Origin of the sequence: Streptomyces sp. NPDC047022, assembly GCF_040644155.1 — a bacterium.
In the GTDB taxonomy this organism is placed as follows: domain Bacteria; phylum Actinomycetota; class Actinomycetes; order Streptomycetales; family Streptomycetaceae; genus Streptomyces.
The window spans coordinates 66,954-84,607 of sequence record NZ_JBEYVV010000027.1; the positions used below are offsets into that span (position 1 = coordinate 66,954).

Annotated in this window: 14 protein-coding genes and 1 pseudogene; 7 read left to right on the forward strand and 8 right to left on the reverse strand. The window is 70.2% G+C overall.

Features of this window, described 5'->3' with window-relative positions:
* Nucleotides 1-259: 259 nt before the first annotated feature.
* Nucleotides 260-1,114 carry a diacylglycerol kinase gene (locus ABZ845_RS24345; protein WP_360983065.1) on the reverse strand — a complete coding sequence of 285 codons (855 nt, stop codon included), beginning with the start codon at nt 1,112-1,114 and terminating at the stop codon, nt 260-262.
* Nucleotides 1,115-1,309: 195 nt separating this feature from the next.
* On the opposite strand from ABZ845_RS24345, the gene ABZ845_RS24350 reads away from it, so the two are divergent.
* Both ABZ845_RS24350 and ABZ845_RS24355 read left to right on the forward strand, forming a co-directional pair.
* Nucleotides 1,310-2,593 carry an adenylosuccinate synthase gene (locus tag ABZ845_RS24350; protein ID WP_360983067.1) on the forward strand — a complete coding sequence of 428 codons (1,284 nt, stop codon included), beginning with the start codon at nt 1,310-1,312 and terminating at the stop codon, nt 2,591-2,593.
* Between the two features lie 341 nt (nt 2,594-2,934).
* Nucleotides 2,935-4,767 carry a 5'-nucleotidase C-terminal domain-containing protein gene (locus tag ABZ845_RS24355; protein ID WP_360983069.1) on the forward strand — a complete coding sequence of 611 codons (1,833 nt, stop codon included), beginning with the start codon at nt 2,935-2,937 and terminating at the stop codon, nt 4,765-4,767.
* A 21-nt stretch (nt 4,768-4,788) separates the two neighbouring features.
* On the opposite strand, the gene ABZ845_RS24360 is transcribed toward ABZ845_RS24355, so the two are convergent.
* Together ABZ845_RS24360 and ABZ845_RS24365 are read right to left on the reverse strand one after the other, a co-directional pair.
* Nucleotides 4,789-5,034: a DUF397 domain-containing protein gene (locus ABZ845_RS24360; protein WP_360983071.1), complete on the reverse strand. Its 246-nt coding sequence runs from the start codon at nt 5,032-5,034 to the stop codon at nt 4,789-4,791.
* Nucleotides 5,031-5,868: pseudogene (locus ABZ845_RS24365) on the reverse strand (helix-turn-helix transcriptional regulator). The gene ABZ845_RS24360 and the pseudogene ABZ845_RS24365 overlap by 4 nt, the downstream one beginning before the upstream one ends.
* On the opposite strand from ABZ845_RS24365, the gene ABZ845_RS24370 reads away from it, so the two are divergent.
* Complete coding sequence (locus tag ABZ845_RS24370) at nt 5,810-6,085, forward strand: hypothetical protein (protein WP_360983115.1); 276 nt, start codon at nt 5,810-5,812, stop codon at nt 6,083-6,085. The pseudogene ABZ845_RS24365 and the gene ABZ845_RS24370 overlap by 59 nt on opposite strands.
* Here ABZ845_RS24370 and ABZ845_RS24375 read toward each other — a convergent pair.
* From ABZ845_RS24375 to ABZ845_RS24390, 4 genes are all read right to left on the reverse strand, one after another.
* Nucleotides 6,078-6,728 (reverse strand): hypothetical protein, encoded by a 651-nt coding sequence (locus tag ABZ845_RS24375; protein ID WP_360983072.1) that lies wholly within the window; start codon nt 6,726-6,728, stop codon nt 6,078-6,080. The genes ABZ845_RS24370 and ABZ845_RS24375 overlap by 8 nt on opposite strands.
* Before the next feature lie 90 nt (nt 6,729-6,818).
* On the reverse strand, nt 6,819-9,275 hold the full coding sequence (locus tag ABZ845_RS24380) for a dolichyl-phosphate beta-glucosyltransferase (RefSeq protein ID WP_360983074.1): 2,457 nt from the start codon (nt 9,273-9,275) through the stop codon (nt 6,819-6,821).
* Nucleotides 9,272-9,961: a GntR family transcriptional regulator gene (locus ABZ845_RS24385; protein ID WP_360983076.1), complete on the reverse strand. Its 690-nt coding sequence runs from the start codon at nt 9,959-9,961 to the stop codon at nt 9,272-9,274. Before ABZ845_RS24385 ends, ABZ845_RS24380 begins: the two co-directional genes overlap by 4 nt.
* Nucleotides 9,962-10,353: 392 nt before the next feature.
* Complete coding sequence (locus ABZ845_RS24390) at nt 10,354-11,709, reverse strand: aspartate aminotransferase family protein (RefSeq protein ID WP_360983077.1); 1,356 nt, start codon at nt 11,707-11,709, stop codon at nt 10,354-10,356.
* Nucleotides 11,710-11,924: 215 nt separating this feature from the next.
* Between ABZ845_RS24390 and ABZ845_RS24395 the strand changes: the two genes are divergently transcribed.
* Complete coding sequence (locus ABZ845_RS24395) at nt 11,925-14,069, forward strand: protein kinase (RefSeq protein WP_360983079.1); 2,145 nt, start codon at nt 11,925-11,927, stop codon at nt 14,067-14,069.
* Between the two features lie 123 nt (nt 14,070-14,192).
* Nucleotides 14,193-15,746: a substrate-binding domain-containing protein gene (locus ABZ845_RS24400; RefSeq protein WP_360983081.1), complete on the forward strand. Its 1,554-nt coding sequence runs from the start codon at nt 14,193-14,195 to the stop codon at nt 15,744-15,746.
* On the opposite strand, the gene ABZ845_RS24405 is transcribed toward ABZ845_RS24400, so the two are convergent.
* Nucleotides 15,739-16,479: an SLATT domain-containing protein gene (locus ABZ845_RS24405; RefSeq protein ID WP_360983082.1), complete on the reverse strand. Its 741-nt coding sequence runs from the start codon at nt 16,477-16,479 to the stop codon at nt 15,739-15,741. The two genes, ABZ845_RS24400 and ABZ845_RS24405, sit on opposite strands and share 8 nt — an antisense overlap.
* A 419-nt stretch (nt 16,480-16,898) precedes the next feature.
* On the opposite strand from ABZ845_RS24405, the gene ABZ845_RS24410 reads away from it, so the two are divergent.
* Entirely contained in the window at nt 16,899-17,231 is a 333-nt protein-coding gene (locus ABZ845_RS24410; RefSeq protein WP_360983084.1) for a hypothetical protein, read from the forward strand.
* Nucleotides 17,232-17,289: 58 nt separating this feature from the next.
* On the forward strand, nt 17,290-17,601 hold the full coding sequence (locus ABZ845_RS24415) for a pore-forming ESAT-6 family protein (protein ID WP_360983086.1): 312 nt from the start codon (nt 17,290-17,292) through the stop codon (nt 17,599-17,601).
* The last annotated feature ends 53 nt before the right edge of the window (nt 17,602-17,654 follow it).

The window sequence follows — 17,654 nt, forward strand, 5'->3', positions numbered from 1 at the left end:
CCCCTTGAGCGCGCGCTACGCGCGCATCCTCACACCCGCAGACAAAAGCACGCCGAAGCGCCCCTGAAAGGGGCGCGGGGAACTGCGCGACCAGCCACAGCGGGCCCGCAGGCAAGGACGTGCCGAAGCGCCCCTGATAGGGGCGCGGGGAACTGCGCGACCAGCCACAGCGGGCCCGCAGGCAAGGACGTGCCGAAGCGCCCCTGATAGGGGCGCGGGGAACTGCGCGAAGAACCGCAGCGTGCCCGCAGGGACCCCGCTACGCCGAAGGCGAAGCCGGCACCGTAAGCCCCCAGGCCCCCTCCCACACCGTCCACGTCCTGCTGCGCACCGGCCCGCCGGTCACCGCGTCCGCCTGGTAGCGGAAATCCGCCCCGGACACCGTCACGGTCCGCCCCCGTGCCGCGAGCGGCGCCGCCTCCGCGCCCACCGACAGCCGGCTCACCTCGACGACCGCCGCCCCGGAGGAGCCCGGCGTCACCGAGACCCTCGCCAGCGGCTGGTCCAGGTCCACCAGCGTCACCCCGTCCACCTCCACCCGCAGCCGGGGGGAGACGGGAGGCGCGGCGGGGGAGGCGAGCCGGGGCGGGCGGCCCAGGTTCCGTACCAGCGACCGTCGTGCCCGCAGCAACCTCCCGGCGGCGCTCGGCGCCCCGTCCCGCCGCAAGGGCACCGAGGACTCGCAGGGCGCCGAAGGGATCCGCAGTTCCCCGAGCACCACCCCGTCGCTGTCGTCCACCAGCAGGTCCAGCCGCCGCTCCACCCCGTCCAGCACGGCCCGCGCCGCCGCCACCGCCCCCGTGGGCACCCCCAGGGAACGCGCGAGGCACAGCGCGGGCCCGACCGGCACCAGCGACAGGCCCGTGCCGGTCAGTTCCCGCCGCCGGTGCAGCAGGGTCACCGCGCGCAGCAGGGCACGGTCGTCGCCCACCACCACCGGCCGTCGCGACCCCCTGCGGTCCAGTGCCCGGGCGAATTCCTCCGGCCCCTGAGGGAGGCACACCTTGGTCGCCGCACCCGCGCTGAGCACGTCTTTCGCGATCCGTACCGACTCACCGTCGCTGTGACGGGCAACCGGGTCGATCACCACGAGGAGCTGGTCGGAAGTCGCCACCTCGGTCCTGCCTCGCTTCCTCGGGTAGCATCTTTGTGCAAGAGCCCCTTGCGCTATTGCGCCAGGGGCTTCGTCTATTCCGGGGCATCCGGTCCGAAGGTTTGCGACCAAAGGCGGTCGCGGTGCACACGGCGGTGAACCCTCCGCGTGCGCCCCTGACCTTGGACATGCCCCGCCCGGAAGGGGTGTACGCGCGTGCCCGCACTTGTGCTGCTCGGTGCTCAGTGGGGTGACGAGGGCAAGGGAAAGGCCACCGACCTGCTCGGTGGCTCGGTGGACTATGTGGTGCGATACCAGGGCGGCAACAACGCCGGCCACACGGTTGTCGTCGGCGACCAGAAGTACGCCCTCCACCTCCTCCCTTCCGGAATCCTCTCGCCCGGATGTACGCCGGTCATCGGCAACGGCGTCGTCGTCGACCCGTCGGTCCTGCTCTCCGAGCTGAGCGGTCTGAACGAGCGCGGCGTCGACACGTCGAAGCTCCTGATCAGCGGTAACGCGCACATCATCACGCCCTACAACGTCACCGTCGACAAGGTGACGGAGCGCTTCCTGGGCAAGCGCAAGATCGGTACGACCGGCCGCGGCATCGGACCGACCTACGCCGACAAGATCAACCGCGTGGGCATCCGGGTCCAGGACCTGTACGACGAGTCGATCCTCACCCAGAAGGTGGAGGCGGCGCTCGACGTCAAGAACCAGGTCCTGACCAAGCTCTACAACCGCCGCGCCATCGCCGTCGACCAGGTGGTCGAGGAGCTGCTCGGCTACGCCGACAAGCTCCGCCCGTTCGTCGCCGACACGGTCCTGATCCTCAACCAGGCCCTCGAGGACGACAAGGTCGTCCTGTTCGAGGGCGGCCAGGGCACCCTGCTGGACATCGACCACGGCACGTACCCCTTCGTGACCTCGTCCAACCCGACCGCGGGCGGCGCCTGCACCGGCGCCGGTGTGGGCCCGACGAAGATCAGCCGTGTGATCGGCATCCTGAAGGCGTACACGACCCGCGTCGGCTCGGGCCCCTTCCCGACCGAGCTGTTCGACGAGGACGGCGAGGCGCTGCGCCGTATCGGCGGCGAGCGGGGCGTGACGACGGGCCGTGACCGCCGCTGCGGCTGGTTCGATGGGGTGATCGCCCGTTACGCGACCCGGGTGAACGGCCTGACCGACTTCTTCCTCACCAAGCTGGACGTACTGACCGGCTGGGAGCAGATCCCGGTCTGCGTCGCCTACGAGATCGACGGGCAGCGCGTCGAGGAACTCCCGTACTCCCAGACCGACTTCCACCACGCGAAGCCGATCTACGAGTACCTCCCCGGCTGGCAGGAGGACATCACGAAGGCCAAGACCTTCGCCGACCTCCCCAAGAACGCCCAGAGTTACGTCAAGGCCCTGGAGGAGATGTCGGGCGCCCCGATCTCAGCGATCGGCGTGGGCCCGGGCCGCGACGAGACGATCGAGATCAACTCGTTCATCTGACGGGTCCTTTCACGCGCGGAAACCGACAAGACGGCGGGTGCGGCACACCGGTACCAGGTGTGCCGCACCCGCCGTCCCGTCTCGCACCCGCCGTCCCCGCACCCCGGACCGGGGTGACCCGCCTGACCTCGTGACACTCCGAATACCTCTTCTGGATGCCCCCGGTGGCGCCTCGGCCGCCCCGGGGGCATGGTCGTTCCATGGGGCATCCTTGACCTGTACATGGGTTGTTGGGGGTTTCGCGCGCCACCTGAGTGCCGCGACCATCTACGCGTGTAGTCCCGTACTCCCCGCACAACACGCGCAGTTGACCCCCTACACCCGAGTCCCAGGAGAGCTGAATGCCCGTCAATCCCATGAACCGCCGGGAGTTCGTGAAGAAGTCGGCCGTCACCGGAGCGGCCGTGGCCGCGGCGGGCACCGTCGCCGCCGCCCCCGCGCAGGCCGCCGAGCGCACGCCCGACCACATGCCCCCCGGGCACAAGCCCCGCACCTGGTCGTTCTCCATCCTGGGCACCACCGACCTGCACAGCCACGTCTTCGACTGGGACTACTACAAGGACGCCGCCTACAGCGACAAGGCGGGCAACTCCGTGGGCGTGGCGCGCGTCGCCACCCTCATCAAGCAGCAGCGTGAGGCGAAGGGCGAGCACCGCACCCTGCTGGTCGACGCCGGCGACATCATCCAGGGCACCTCGCTCGCCTACTACTTCGCCCGCGTCGAACCGATCACCGGCTCGAAGGGAAAGAAGGGCCCCAAGCACCCGATGGCCGTGGCCATGAACCACATGCGCTACGACGCCGCCGCCCTCGGCAACCACGAGTTCAACTACGGCATCGAGACCCTGCGCAAGTTCGAGAGCCAGTGTGACTTCCCGCTGCTCGGCGCCAACGCCCTCGACGCCAAGACGCTCCGCCCCGCCTTCGCCCCGTACACCGTGAAGCGCATCTGTGTTCCCGGCGCCCCGGACATCAAGGTCGGCATCCTCGGTCTCACCAACCCCGGCATCGCCCTGTGGGACAAGGACAACGTCAGCGGGAAGATGGTGTTCCCCGGACTGGTCGAGCAGGCCAAGAAGTACGTGCCCCGCCTGCGCGCGCTCGGCTGCGACGTCGTCTTCCTCACCGACCACTCCGGTCTGGACGGCTCCTCCTCCTACGGGGACGAACTCCCCTACGTCGAGAACGCCTCCAACCTCGTCGCCGAGCAGGTGCCCGGCATCGACGCGATCCTCGTCGGTCACACCCATGTCGAGGTCCCGTCCTACACGGTGAAGAACAAGGAGACCGGCGAGGACGTCCTGCTCTCCGAGCCGTACTGCTGGGGCTACCGCCTCAGCGTCTTCGACTTCGAGCTCGAGCTGCACCACGGCCAGTGGAAGGTCACCGGCAAGAAGGCGCAGACCCTCAACCCCAACACGGTGGACGAGGACCCGGAGATCAAGAAGCTCCTGGAAGCGGACCACGAGCTGGTCGTGAAGTACGTGAACACGGCCGTCGGCACGTGCACCGCCGACCTCTCGGCGGCGGAGTCCTGCTGGAAGGACGTGCCGATCATGGACTTCATCCAGCAGGTCCAGATGGACGCGGTGAAGGCGGGCCTCTCGTCCGCAGACGCGGCGCTTCCGCTGATCTCGGTCGCGGCCCCCTTCAGCCGCACGGCCGACATCCCGCAGGGCAGCGTCACCATCAAGGACATCGCCGGCCTCTACATCTACGACAACACCCTGTACGGCAAGAAGCTCACGGGCGCCCAGCTCAAGGACTACCTGGAGTACGGGGCCAAGTACTACCACCAGGTCCCGAGCGGCACGAAGGTCGACACCGCGACCCTCACCAACGCCAACAACTTCTGGGACTACATGTACGACACGGCGGCGGGCGTCTCGTACGACATCGACATCGCGCAGGCCGAGGGTTCCCGCATCAAGAACCTCACCTACAACGGCGCCCCGGTCGCCGACGACCAGGTCTTCGTCGTGGCCGTCAACAACTACCGGGCGAACGGCGGTTCGGGCTACCCGCACATCGCCGCGGCGCCGATCGCGTACAGCTCGACCAACGAGATCCGCCAGCTGATGATCGACTACGTCACGGCGAAGAAGAGCCTGAACCCGGCCGACTTCGCGGTCACCAACTGGAAGCTCACGCAGGCCGGAACGCCGGTGTTCTGATCCCGGACCGCTCCCTCACCCTCACCCCGCCGCGTGGACCAGGAAGTCGGCCCACGCGGCGGGCGAGGCGGTGAGGCCCGGCCCGTCCGGGTTCTTGGAGTCACGGATGTGGACGGTGCGGGGGCAGGAGGCGACTTCGACGCACTGGCCGCCGCTGTCGTTGCTGTATGAGGACTTGTGCCAGGTGTAGGCGGTTTCGACGCAGTCGCCACCGCCGCCGTCGCTGTAGCTGGACTTGAACCACCGAAGGCCACCGGTGCCGGTCATTGCATCTCCCCTGCCAACCGTTCGATGAGGTTCAGGGACTCGTCGGGACCCAGAGCCTGTGACCGGATCTTCGCATATCTGTGGGCCAGTTGGGACGCCTCTTCCGGTTCGCTGATCAGGATGCCCTGATCCTCGATCTCCATGTACACGACGTGCTCGTGGTCCTTGGTCTCCAGCAGTTTCATGGCGCCCCGGTCGCCTGCGTACGTGCCGCGCAGCCCGCGTTCCGTGGGAAGGATCTGGATGCAGACGTTGTCCCTCCGCGCGTCTTTCGCCAGCGACAGCAACTGCTCTTTCAGCACGTCCCAGGACCCGAACGGCCGCCGCAGCACGCTCTCTTCGAGGATCAGCTCGATCATCGGGGGAGGGTCCCGGTCGAAGAGGGCCTTGCGCGCCATCCGTGCCTCGACCAACTCCTCACGCTTCTGCTCGGACACCGGCGGATAGCTGCCACCGATCAGTGCCCGCGAGTAGTCCTCGGTCTGGAACAGGCCGTCCACCAGCAGTGTCTTGTACGAGCAGATCGTGACGGCTTCCTTCTCCATTCCGTAGAAGCCCCGGAACCGGGCCGGGTACTTCTCCAGGAGCATCCACTTCCGCGCCTCCTCGAAGAACCCCAGCCCACCCCCGATCTCCCTCTCCAGTGCCACCAGCATCTGGTCGCTGGGGGGGTTGCGTACACCTCTCCAGGGCGCTGATCGCGGCGCCCGAGTACCCCGTCTTCTTGCCGAGCTGTTCCTGTGTCAGCCCGAGCTTCACGCGCAGCGATTTCACCATGGCGGCCACCAGATGTGCCGTGACACCCGCCTCGGACTTGTTCTCTTCCCGCGCCATTGCGGTCACCCCCGAACTCAACCGAACTCAAACGAACTCGACCGGTAAGCGGCACTCCACATCGGCTTCCGACCGTTCTGGAGGGTCGACGCCCGCGACGAGGGGGCACACCTGGCCGCTGTCCTGGCGCTATCCGCCCACCGCTCCGGACCGGTTCGTGCACACGCTGCTGCTGCGCAGCATCATCCTGGGGGAGGCCGAGTCCGGGCTCAGCTGAAGACGATCATCGAGCCCTGGGCGAGGCTGCGGGTCACCGCCGCGTGCAGGCCGAGCCACACATGCCGTTCGCGGGCGAAGGGGCTCGGGTCGTACGGGGCCGGGGACGCGGGTTCTTCCAGGGCCGTGGGCGCCGAAGGGGGAGCGGGTGCCATCGGGGGGTTCGCCGGGTCGATGCCGATCGCCGGTCCCACGGTCTCCAGCTCCCGCAGCAGAGCGTGGGAGGAGCCCAAGGGGCCTCCGCTCGCGAGGAGTTCGTCGTTCGCCAGCGGGCTCGGGAAGTCCACCGGGACATACGCGCCCGCGTGGTCGTAGTGCCAGACCAGATGGGACTGCTGGGCCGTCGTCTCGAACATCTCGAGGAGCTGCTGGTAGTCGCCGCCCAGCTCGTCCACCGGGGTCACGGCGAGCCCGCAGACCTGGAGGAGGTAGGCGCGGCGCAGGAAGTGCAGCGCGTCGTAGTCGAAGCCCGCGACCGGCGCGACCTCGCCGGTCAGCCCCGGCATGTACTGGTACACGGGCACCGGCGGCAGCCCCGCCTCGCCCAGCACCTTGTCGTAGAGGGCGAGTTCTTCCGCGAACGGATTGTCGGGGGTATGGCACAGCACGTCGACGAGCGGGACCAGCCACAGGTCACAGGCCAACAGTAAGCTCCTCGACTTATCGGGATGGCTTATCGGGGTGGTGCAGGCAGCGTAATGGCCACGGCGGCGCCGCGTCTCAGCGGTGGCACCTCAATCGTGCAGGTCCCATACCCACACCCCGCCGACCCACTTCCCGGGCCGCCCCACCAGCTCGTCCACCGTCCGGCGCAACTGGTCCTGGTACAGCTGCGGGGGCAGCACCAGCACGCCCGCCTTCCAGTAGGCGAAGTCGGCGCGTGCCTGCGCCTGCCAGTCCTTGCCGATCGTGGGGGCCGTACCGGTGAAGCTGATGTCGCGCAGCATGCTGGTCGTGGGGCGGGGCGAGTCGGTGTAGATGCCGATGCGCTGGGGGCCCCAGGGGCCGTTGAAGTAGCCGCCTGGCAGCTTGAACGCGAGGCCGGTCGCGGTCTGCCAGTGCAGTGCCTCCGCGTTGCCCGAGTCGGGGAGCGGGATCGGTACGAGCGTCTCGTCCTTGCCCACGTACGAGCGCCACGTACCGTCCGCGATGAAGGCGGGGAGCGGAGCCCGCTCGACCGTCTTCAGCGGGGCCGGGATGATCGGGATGAGGGCCGCCGCGACCGCCGTGAGGCCGATGAACTGCTTGCCGATGTCCGGTGTGCGCGCCAGCCGTTCGATCGCAACCGCCAGCAGCATCCCGAGCGCGGGCGCGCAGACCATCGCGACCCGGCCCTCGATGACCGACTCGAACAGGGGCGCCTTCGCGAACAGGGCCCAGGGGCCGGGGACCGTGGAGTCGCTGAGCGGCATCCTGAAGCGCGGGCCGAGGGAGAGGAGCGCGGCGGCGACCGCGGTGAACGCCAGCGCCTTGACCAGGGCGTGTTCCCACAGCCGTACTGTGAAGGCGAAGGCGAGGAGGATCAGGGGCCAGCCGTAGAAGGCGTTCTGCTCGGTGGAGTTCAGGGAGAGGGCGTTCGCCCTGGCTTCGTTGCCCGCGACCATGGAGCGCTCGGCGAAGGAGAACAGGGCGAGCGGGCTGTTGCCCGTGTTGACGCCGTGGAACACGCTCGCGTAGCTCTGCGGCCCGTGGAACTGCCAGTACAGGGGGAACGCGACCAGGGGGAGGCAGACCACCGCGCCGGTCGCGAGGCCCTGGAGCAGGGGGAACGCGGCGGCTCGGGCGACGTCACGTCGTACGACCGCGTACGCGCCGGCGAAGAGGGCCATCCCGAGCGACGCCAGGAGCAGCGGCTCCTCCCCGAGGAAGATCTGGTACGCCGCCATCAGGCCGAGGACCAACCCGTCCCGTACGACCCGGGTGCCCGCGCACAGCCGCAGCGCGCGGTCGATGATCAGCGGGATCATGAACAGGACGATGAAGTTCGGGTGGGCGTTGGCGTGGCTGACCATCGGGGGAGCGAAGGCGGCGAGCGCGGCGCCGGTGAAGGCCGCGCCCCGGGACCGTACGACCCGCTTCACGATCAGCCAGTACCAGGCGGCGGCGGTGGCGGCCAGCCCGAGCGTCATCACGAGCGCGAGGGTGATCGCGGGCCCGAGGAGCAGGGTGACGGGGGTCAGGGGGACGGTCAGGCCGAGCATGACCGTGTTGGCCATGAGGTTCACGCCGTCGGGAAAGCCCTGGAGGGTGGTGAAGAGGGGGTTGCGGAGGTGGGTCACGTTGTCGGCCGTGACCGCGAAGAACCACTCCCACTGGTTCTGGTCCTGGATCGAGTCCGGGAGGTAGCGGTGGTTCGGGTCGGCCCAGCGGCCCGCGTACAGACCCACCGCCATCAGCAGGAAGACCGTGATCGCGAGGAGGTCGGCGGGCCGGACGGAGCGGACCTTGAGGGTGGTGAGTTCCGCCAGGACGCGGGCGTAGTCGAGGGGGCGGATCTTGGAGCCGGGCTGATGCTCCCACTGCACGGGCACCTCGGCGACCGGCCACTTCGCGCGCCGGAAGTACTGGAGTATCTCCACGTCGATGCCCCAGCCGCTGAGCCGGGAGTCGGCGAACGCCTCCCGGGCGCGGTCCCCGTCGAAGAGCTTGAAGCCGCACTGCGTGTCCCGTATGCCGGGCAGGGCGATCCGGCGTATCAGCAGGCTTCCGGCCCACCCCAGAGCCTCGCGGACGCGGCTTTGGTGCCGCACTATGTTCGCGCCCGGCACCGCGCGGGAGCCGATCGCCGCCGAGTGGCCGTCGGCGAGCGCCTTGTCGAGACTCTCCAGCTCCTCGATCGGGGCGGCGAGGTCCGCGTCCGTGACCAGGACGCGGCGGCCGGAGGAGGCGAGCACGCCGAGGCGCAGAGCGTGGCCCTTGCCATGGTTGCGGGGGCTGGTGACGAGCTGCACGCGCCGGTCGCGGGCCGCGGCGGCGCCGACGATGTCCCGGGTGTCGTCGGTGGAGCCGTCGTCCACGACGAGGAGCTCCCATGTGCCGAAGCGGCCCTCGTTCTCGCACAGGTACGCGGTGATCGCGTCGAGGGTGGGTCCGAGCCGCGTCTCCTCGTTGTAGGCGGGGACGACGATGGACAGGTCGATGGCGATGGCCCGCATGTCCTCTATGACGTCGGTGGCCACCTCTGCGCTCATTCGGCGTCCCGGCGGTCGAGGAGCGCGAGGGAGTGCGCGTTGTACGCGGCGACGACGGCGTGGGCGGCGGCGGGGTCGCTGCGGGTGAGGGCGTCCACCAGTTCGGTGTGCCCGGCCCACAGCCGGCCCCTGAGGTCGGTGGCCCCGCGCAGATGCTGGACCGTGCAGACCCAGGACTGCACGCGCAGGCGGTGCAGGAAGTCGGAGAGGTACGGGTTGCCGTACAGGCCGCCGAGTTCGCGCCAGAAGCGCAGGTCGTAGCCGATGAGGATGTTCAGCTCACCGGCCGTCGCGGCACGCTGGGCCTCCTCGCCGCGGCGGCGCACGGCGGCGAGGGCGTCGAGGTAGCCGGGATCGGCGGTGATGGTGTCCCACTCGCCCGCGGCCAGGCGGTGGAAGATCCCTTCGGTGACGAGACCGCGGGCCTCGATCATCCCCCGGTAGTCCTCCAGGGAGTACGCGTGAACCTCGAAGCCGCGGTGCTGGACGGAGTCCAGGAGCCCCTGGGCCGACAGATCGACCAGGGCCTCGCGGACGGGGGTCGCGGAGACGCCGTACTGCTCGGCGATCTCCTTCACCGTGAACGCCTGCCCCGGCTGCAACCGGCCGGCCAGCACCTCGTCACGAAGCGCGTCCGCGATCTGCTGCCGCAAGGTGTTACGGGTAACGGCGCCATGACCGGCCATCGTGCTCGGGATCCCCCATCCGCGTAGGTGACGTACTCATGGTCGAGCAGCACGCCACCTTACGCGGTGCACCTCCACCCCAGCCCAAGCCCGCCTTCCAAGAACCACGGACACCCACACAACCCGACGCCCGATAAGGGGCGCGGGGAACTGCGCAAAAACCCACGACACCGCCGCACCCGCACGACGCCCGATAAGGGGCGCGGGGAACTGCGCAAAAAACCCACGACACCGCCGCAGCCGCACGACGCCCGATAAGGGGCGCGGGGAACTGCGCAAAAAACCCACGACACCGCCGTAGCCGCACAACGGCCGATAAGGGGCGCGGGGAACTGCGCAAAAAACCCACGAAGCCGCAGCCGCCCGACGCGCCCCCCTCAGCGAGCCGCAGGCTACGACGTGAACTCGTCAGCCACAGCCAACGCCGCATCCAGCGCAGCAAGCCCCTCCTTGGCCTCAGCCTCGGTAATGGTGCAGGGCGGAACGACATGCGTACGGTTCATGTTCACGAACGGCCACAGCCCGTTCGCCTTCGCGGCGGAGCCGAACGCCGCCATGGGCGCGTTGGCCTCACCGGCCGCGTTGTACGGCACGAGCGGCTCCCGGGTCTCCCGGTTCTTCACCAGCTCGAGCGCCCAGAACATGCCCACACCGCGCACATCGCCCACCGAGGGGTGCCGCTCCGCGAGCGCCCGCAGCCCCGGCTCGATGACCTGCGCCCCGACGACGGACGCGTTCGCGACGACGCCCTCCTCGGCCATCACCTTGATCGTCGCCACCGCCGCGGCGCAGGCCAGCGGGTGCCCGGAGTACGTCAGACCGCCCGGGTAGGGCCGCTTGCCGAAGGTCTCCGCGATCTTCCCGGAGATGGCGACACCGCCGAGCGGGACATAACCGGAGTTGACGCCCTTCGCGAACGTCATCAGGTCCGGGGTCACCTCGAACAGGTCCGCCGCGAACCACTCACCGGTGCGCCCGAACCCGGCCATCACCTCGTCGAGAACGAAGACGATGCCGTACTTGTCGCACAGGTCGCGGACCCCCGCGAGATAGCCGCGCGGCGGCACCATGATCCCGGCGGTCCCGGGGATGGTCTCCAGGACGATCGCGGCGATGGTCCCGGGCCCCTCGAAGGCGATCGTCGTCTCCAGGTGCTCCAGGGCCCGCTCGCACTCCTGCTGCTCGTTCTCGGCGTAGAACCGTGAGCGGTACAGGAACGGCGCCCAGAAGTGCACCACCCCCGCGGACCCGCTGTCGGAGGGCCAGCGGCGCGGGTCACCGGTGATGTTCACGGCCTGCTGGGTGCCGCCGTGGTAGGAGCGGTACGCGGACAGCACCTTGGGCCGGCCGGTGTGGATGCGCGCCATGCGCACGGCGTGCTCGATCGCGTCGGCGCCGCCGTTGGTGAAGAAGATCTTGTCGAGGTCGCCCGGGGTGCGCTCGGCGATCAGCCGGGCGGCCTCCGAACGGGCCTCGACGGCGAACGCGGGCGCGAACGTGGTCAGGGTCGCGGCCTGCTCCTGTATCGCGGCGACGACCTTCGGGTGCTGGTAGCCGACGTTGGTGAAGACGAGGCCGCTGGTGAAGTCGAGATAGCGGTTGCCGTCGTAGTCCCAGAAGTAGGACCCTTCCGCACCGGCGACGGCGAGCGGGTCGATGAGCTCCTGCGCTGACCAGGAGTGGAAGACGTGCGCACGGTCCGCGGCCTTGACGGCTGCGCCGGCCTGGGGGTCGGTCTGAAGGGTCATGCGCCGAAGAGTAGGTGTCCGGGATGCGGACGCGACATCGGCGTCATGTCTGTGGTCCGGGCAGGAACGCGACAGTGTGTCGACGCATGCCGTTCCGATACCTGTTCGACCTGTTACTGAACCGTAGACGGCGATCTTTCCGACTCCTCACGCGTCGGCACTATTCTCGGCTTTCTCAGGGGCTTGGGGCGGCAGGGGGGCAGGTGGACGCGGCGATGGAAAAGCTGCATGCGGGGGATCCGCAGCGGATCGGGGCCTATCGGCTGCTCGCACGGCTCGGGGCCGGCGGCATGGGGCGGGTGTATCTGGCCCGGTCCGGCCGTGGCCGTACCGTCGCGGTGAAACTCGTACGGCGGGAGCTGGCGGAGCAGGAGGAGTTCCGCGCCCGCTTCCGGCAGGAGGTGCAGGCGGCGCGGCAGGTCGGCGGGTACTGGACCGCGCCCGTTCTCGACGCCGACACCGAGGCCGACATCCCGTGGGTCGCCACCGGCTATGTCGCGGGCCCGAGCCTGCACAGTGTCGTCTCGCAGGACCACGGAGCCCTGCCGGAGCGCTCCGTGCGCATCCTGGCCGCCGGGCTCGCCCACGCCCTTCAGGACATCCACGCGGCCGGGCTCATCCACCGCGACCTCAAGCCGTCCAACGTCCTGGTGACGATCGACGGGCCCCGGGTCATCGACTTCGGTATCGCCCGTGCCCTGGAGACCCTCGGCGGCGACGGGCTCACCCGGACCGGCGCGCTCGTCGGGTCCCCCGGCTTCATGGCGCCCGAGCAGGTGCGCGGGGACCGCATCACGCCGGCGTGCGACGTCTTCTGTCTGGGCTCCGTCCTCGCGTACGCCGCCACGGGCAGCCTTCCCTTCGGCGCGGCGAACAGCGGGGTGCACGCGCTGATGTACCGCATCGCGCAGGAGAAGCCCGACCTCGACGGCATGCCCGAGGGGCTCGCCGACCTCGTACGGGCCTGTCTGCACAAGGACCCGGCCGCCCGGCCCACGCCCGCCCAGATCCTGGAACGGACCGGCGCCGAGGACACGGTCTCCGGTGGCCGCAGCCGCGATCCCTGGCTGCCCGGCTCCCTGGTTGCCCAACTCGGGCGCCATGCCGTGCGGTTGCTGGACGCGGAGGACCCGGAGGAGGCGATGGGGGCCGGAGGCCGGGCGCATCCGGGCGGCACGGCGGTCTCCGTCGAGGACGCCTCGCAGGCATCGGTGGCCCCTGGCGCGAGCGACCCGCAGGCGCGGGTGGACCTCACCAAGCAGACCCCGGCGGTCACGCCCCCCGACGCCTCGCCCGAGCACGCCCCCGCGGCGCCCGAGCACGCCTCCGCGCCCCAGCACGCCTCCGCGCCTCAGCAAGCCCCCGCGCCCCAGCACGCCCCCGCGGCCGACGACCGGGCAGGCGCCGCGCCTCCCCCGCCCGGCCCCCCGTCCGGGGTCGACCGGATGCCCACCATGATCACGGGATCCGGGCACACCCCTCCGCCGAGCACCCCGCCAGGGACCCCTTTCGCCCAGCCGTCCCAGCCCTCCCAGCCTGCTCACCCGGCCTACGGCTATCCGCAGCAGCAGCACCCCCACCCGCACCAGGGGTACGGCGCCTACGGCTCCGGAGGCTGGGGCGCCGCTCCGGGTCCCGGGCAGGGGCCCGCCCTCGGGTCGACACCGCCGTACGGACCACCCCCGTACACCGGGACCGGCTACGGCACTCAGGGCTACGGCACCCCGGGCTACGCCACCCCGGGCTACGGCGCCCCGGCGCCGGAGGCACCCCGGAGCCGCAGCGGCCGGGCCACCACCGCGCTGATCGTCGCCGCGCTGGTGGTCGCGCTCGGCGCGGGCGGTTCGGTGTACGCGCTGATGCAGGGCAGTGGCACGGGGAAGAGCGGCGCCCCGGGCGCGTCCCGGACCTCCGCCGGACCCAAGAGCCACGACTCCGCACCCGGCACGACCGCGCCCTCCTCCCCGGACACCGGGAGCACCGCTTCCCGGTCCCCGGACGGAGGCGCCGTCCCCGCTGCCTACCTCGGCACCTGGACCGCGGTCATCGACAACACCAACGGGCACAGCACCCGCCAACTGGTCATCCAGCAGGGCGAGGTGGGCGACACGGTGCTCTCCCTGACGGCGGACGGCCCGACGAGCAGCGGCTCGTACCACTGCGTGTTCGAGGCGAAGCTGGCCCAAGCGCCCGCCGCCGACGGCTCGTTGGAGATCGGCCCGTCCACGGTCACGGTCGGCGAGCCGGGCGCGTCCTGCACCCCGGGCGCCGCGACACAGCTGACGGTCCTGCCGAGCGGAAGCCTCAAGCGTGTGAACGCGAGTACCGGCGAGTCCTTGACGTACACGAAGACTGGCTGAAGTTCCTTCACCCAGAGGCTGGTTGAACGTCATATGAACTTCGACGGGTGCTTGCTGCCGCACCTCGCCGAACGGTCGTAGCGTGACCCCACGACCGGCTGGGCAAGCGGCGGGGGACCCACGGTGGAGTGGCTGAGCGCGGAGAACATCGTGGCCGTGGGGACCGCGGTCCTCGGCATCGTCGCCTCCGGCGTCATGGTCTGGTACGAGCGCCGGGTACCGCGCCGCAAGCGCATCGGCTACCGCGTCCAGATGGACAACCCCATAGGCGACGACGTCCGTTCGGGGCGCCCGAACAGACGCCTGGGGCTCTTCGACGAGACGCCGGGCATGGTGGACGCGACGCTCGTGCTCCTGCGCATCGAGAACGACGGCTCGCAGGGCATCGACGGCGACGACTACACCGGGCCCGAACAGCACGGCCTGACCGCGGTGTTCACCGACCGCACCATCCGCGGGGTCTCGGTCACCCAGCCGACCGAGGCCGACCATCTCATGGACCACTTCACCCCGGAGCGCGGCTTCGGCTACGAGGGCAACAGGCTGCACATCCCCCGCGTCCCGCTCAACGGAGGCGAGCACTTCAAACTGCTGGTGCTGCTGTCGGGCGGTGACGTGGGCCGGGCGATCCGGCTCACGGGCGGCATCCGCGAAGGCGAGGTGCACCCCAACCGCAGTGCCACGCCCGACGAAACGCCGCCCCTGTTCAGCCGGGCCGCCCGGCTGATCAGCATCACGCTCACCCTCAGCGTCGTCACGCTCGCCGGGATCGTCGTCGCCCGTGACGACAACCCGCCCCCGATGGACTGCGCCCGCGGCGCACTGACGGTCACCGGTTCCACGGCCTTCGCACCCGTGGTGCGGGAGGTGGCGAAGGACTACGAGAAGAAGTGCGCGGGCGCCGACATCACGGTGGACGCGCGCGGCAGCGAGGCGGGCGCCGCCGGACTCTCGGACCAGGGCGCCCGGTCGAAGGGATCACCGTCCGTGATCGCCTTCTCCGACGGCCCCTCGGCCGACGGGACGTCGTCGCGCCCACTCGTCGCGAACCGGGTGGCGGTGCTGGCCTTCACACTCGTCGTGAACGGGGGCCTCGACCTGGGGCACGGTCTGTCCCTGGACGACGTACGCCGCATCTACCGCGGCCAGATCACCCGCTGGAGCCAGCTCGATCCCCGGCTGCCCGGACTGCCGGTGATCCTCGTCAGCCGCAACGCCGACTCCGGCACACGGCAGATCTTCCAGCGGCGGGTGCTGGGCAGTTGGGAGCGGGCTCCCAGCACATCGCTGGACTGCGTCCACAAGGACGACCGGTCGGCGCCCGTGACGCGCTGCGAACTCGGTTCCACGGAAGAGGTGCTTGACAAGGTGGCCCAGGTCCCCGGTGCCATCGGCTACAGCGAGCTCGACCTCGCCCTCGGCCACAAGGGTGTGCGCAGGGTGGCCCTGGACGGTGCCATGGCCTCGGTCGGGGACATCGAGCACGGCAGAAGCGGTTACCCGTACCGAGGGGTCGAGTACGCCTACACCTACGGCCGTCCCCCGGCCGACTCCCTCGCCGCCGGGTTCCTCGCCTACCTCGGCCAGGGAGTCGGCGAAACCGTGATCCGGGAGCACGGCCATCTGCCGTGCTCCGCACCGGCGGTACTGCCGCTGTGCGCGGACGGGGTCACCTAGGCTCCGGAGGGCGCTGCCGCGGCATATTGGGCCGGGCGCCGGTGGGCGGTGCGAACCTGCTCGGCACCACTCCCTCGGCCCGGGGCGTGGTCACTCCCGTGGCCTGGATGCCGAGCGGCCCCGAGCGGGCCCGGAACTCCACCATCCAGTCCGCCGTTTCGGCCCGCACCAGCTCCGTCACATCCTCGGAGAACCGCCGCAGCACCGACAGGCACCGCTCGGCAGCCTCCCCGGCGGTCCCCTCGGTCGGCCCCAGCACCTCCCGCACGCTCTCGGAGGCCCAGTCGAACTGGAGTACCTGCAGCCGCCGCTGCACTGCCTGCGCGGTCGCCACGTCCCTCATCCAGCCGGACGTCACCCCGAAGAACCGGTCCGCCGCGACGCACGCGGCCCCGAGCAGCAGGCAGAGATAGGCCCAGGGCGCGACACCGCCCACCACCTCGGTCAGATCGAGCAGGGGCAGCGCGGCCCCGCAGACCGCCCCGGCCGCGGCGCCGGTCCGCAGCACCAGCGCGCCCCGCCGTTTCCACACCCGGTTCGCCAGATACCAGTCCGCCGTCTCCAGCGCCCGGGACTCCACCCACCGGTACAGCTCGTCCAGCCGCTGGGCGGGCTCCCCCCAGTCGCCGTGCGGAAACGGCCGCCCCGTGAGGTCCTCCGGCCGGGGCCCCGCCGCACCCTCGTCCCGCCCGTCCTGGAGCGGACCCTCGGGCTGCATCTCCGGCTGACTCACCCGGCACTCCCTACGTACGGCTGTGACGTTCCGCGATTCCGCGAGGCGCACTCCGCGGTGCGCGCACGGGTCACTTCGTCCACTTCGTACACGCTCCGCGACGTTCTCGTGACGCATGATGCCGAAGCGCCGGACCCTTCCTACCTCCCAATGGGTGGCGGGACCTCGCGTTCCCCCGCTTTTCCGCCCGGAAGTGGGGCCTGTTCAGGTATAAGCCGCCCGCCCAAGCCACTCGAAAGAGTGAGCATCGCGCCACCCCGCCCCTGACGCCGCTCTCGTCGGCGTTCTCAGGTGCCGGATCCACTCGGGCCCCCTCCGCCCCATGGGTCAGATCACGCCAATCGACCCATATTGCATTGCATCTGCAATGGACTGGGCGAGAGAATGTTCGATGCCAACATGCGTACGGGGGTGGGTTGATGAAGTTCGACATGGGGTCGACGACGCTGTCGCAGCTCGGCAGGAGCACCGCAGGCTCGAGCGAGGACCTGGGCACGCTGATCAAGCTGCTGATCCAGTCGGCCGAGCCGCTTGAGGGAAAGTTCAACGGTGCGGGGAAGGCGGCGTTCGACGCGTTCAAGGCGCATGCCGACGGGGTGACCGCTGATCTGAACAGCTCGCTGAGCGCGATCCTGGGCGGTCAGTCCGGCATGGACACCGCGTTCGGCACCGGCGACGGGGAGCTGCGCGACAACGCGCACCAGAACATGGGCGCGGCCAACTTCGACGCCGCCCGTTTCGGCGCGCGGTAGCAGCCGGCGAAGCCGTCCTCACCGTCACTGCCTTTCGTTTCCGAGGGGGAACTCAATCATGGGCCAGAACCAGGACCGCCGCTCGTACGACACCGGCGCCTCCGCCGAGGTGCAGGTAAGTCTCGCGGGTGTCATCGGGCAGCTTGAGCGCGTCCTGAACGACCGTGACCGTGCGGTGAAGGCCGCGATGGCCGACTTCACCGCGGATGGCGTGGCCGAGGAATACCACGGCAAGGAGATCCGCTGGCAGCACGCTGCCGACGAGGTCCGGGAGATCATCCGGCTCGTCCGGACGACGCTGGAGCAGAACGACGGGACCGCGCAGTCGACCCTGGCCAAGGCAAGGGCTGCCGTCGACAACATCGGCTGACGCCAGGGATGTTCGGAGTCCCGCGTAACGCGCGGGCATTTCACGGGAGTTGG

Coding starts and splice junctions, on each gene's coding strand:
- ABZ845_RS24355 (WP_360983069.1), top strand. CDS start 2,935: ATGCCCGTCAATCCCATGAACCGCCGGGAGTTCGTGAAGAAGTCGGCC.
- ABZ845_RS24360 (WP_360983071.1), bottom strand. CDS start 5,034: ATGACCGGCACCGGTGGCCTTCGGTGGTTCAAGTCCAGCTACAGCGAC.
- ABZ845_RS24370 (WP_360983115.1), top strand. CDS start 5,810: ATGGCGGCCACCAGATGTGCCGTGACACCCGCCTCGGACTTGTTCTCT.
- ABZ845_RS24380 (WP_360983074.1), bottom strand. CDS start 9,275: ATGAGCGCAGAGGTGGCCACCGACGTCATAGAGGACATGCGGGCCATC.
- ABZ845_RS24385 (WP_360983076.1), bottom strand. CDS start 9,961: ATGGCCGGTCATGGCGCCGTTACCCGTAACACCTTGCGGCAGCAGATC.
- ABZ845_RS24390 (WP_360983077.1), bottom strand. CDS start 11,709: ATGACCCTTCAGACCGACCCCCAGGCCGGCGCAGCCGTCAAGGCCGCG.
- ABZ845_RS24395 (WP_360983079.1), top strand. CDS start 11,925: ATGGAAAAGCTGCATGCGGGGGATCCGCAGCGGATCGGGGCCTATCGG.
- ABZ845_RS24410 (WP_360983084.1), top strand. CDS start 16,899: ATGAAGTTCGACATGGGGTCGACGACGCTGTCGCAGCTCGGCAGGAGC.
- ABZ845_RS24415 (WP_360983086.1), top strand. CDS start 17,290: ATGGGCCAGAACCAGGACCGCCGCTCGTACGACACCGGCGCCTCCGCC.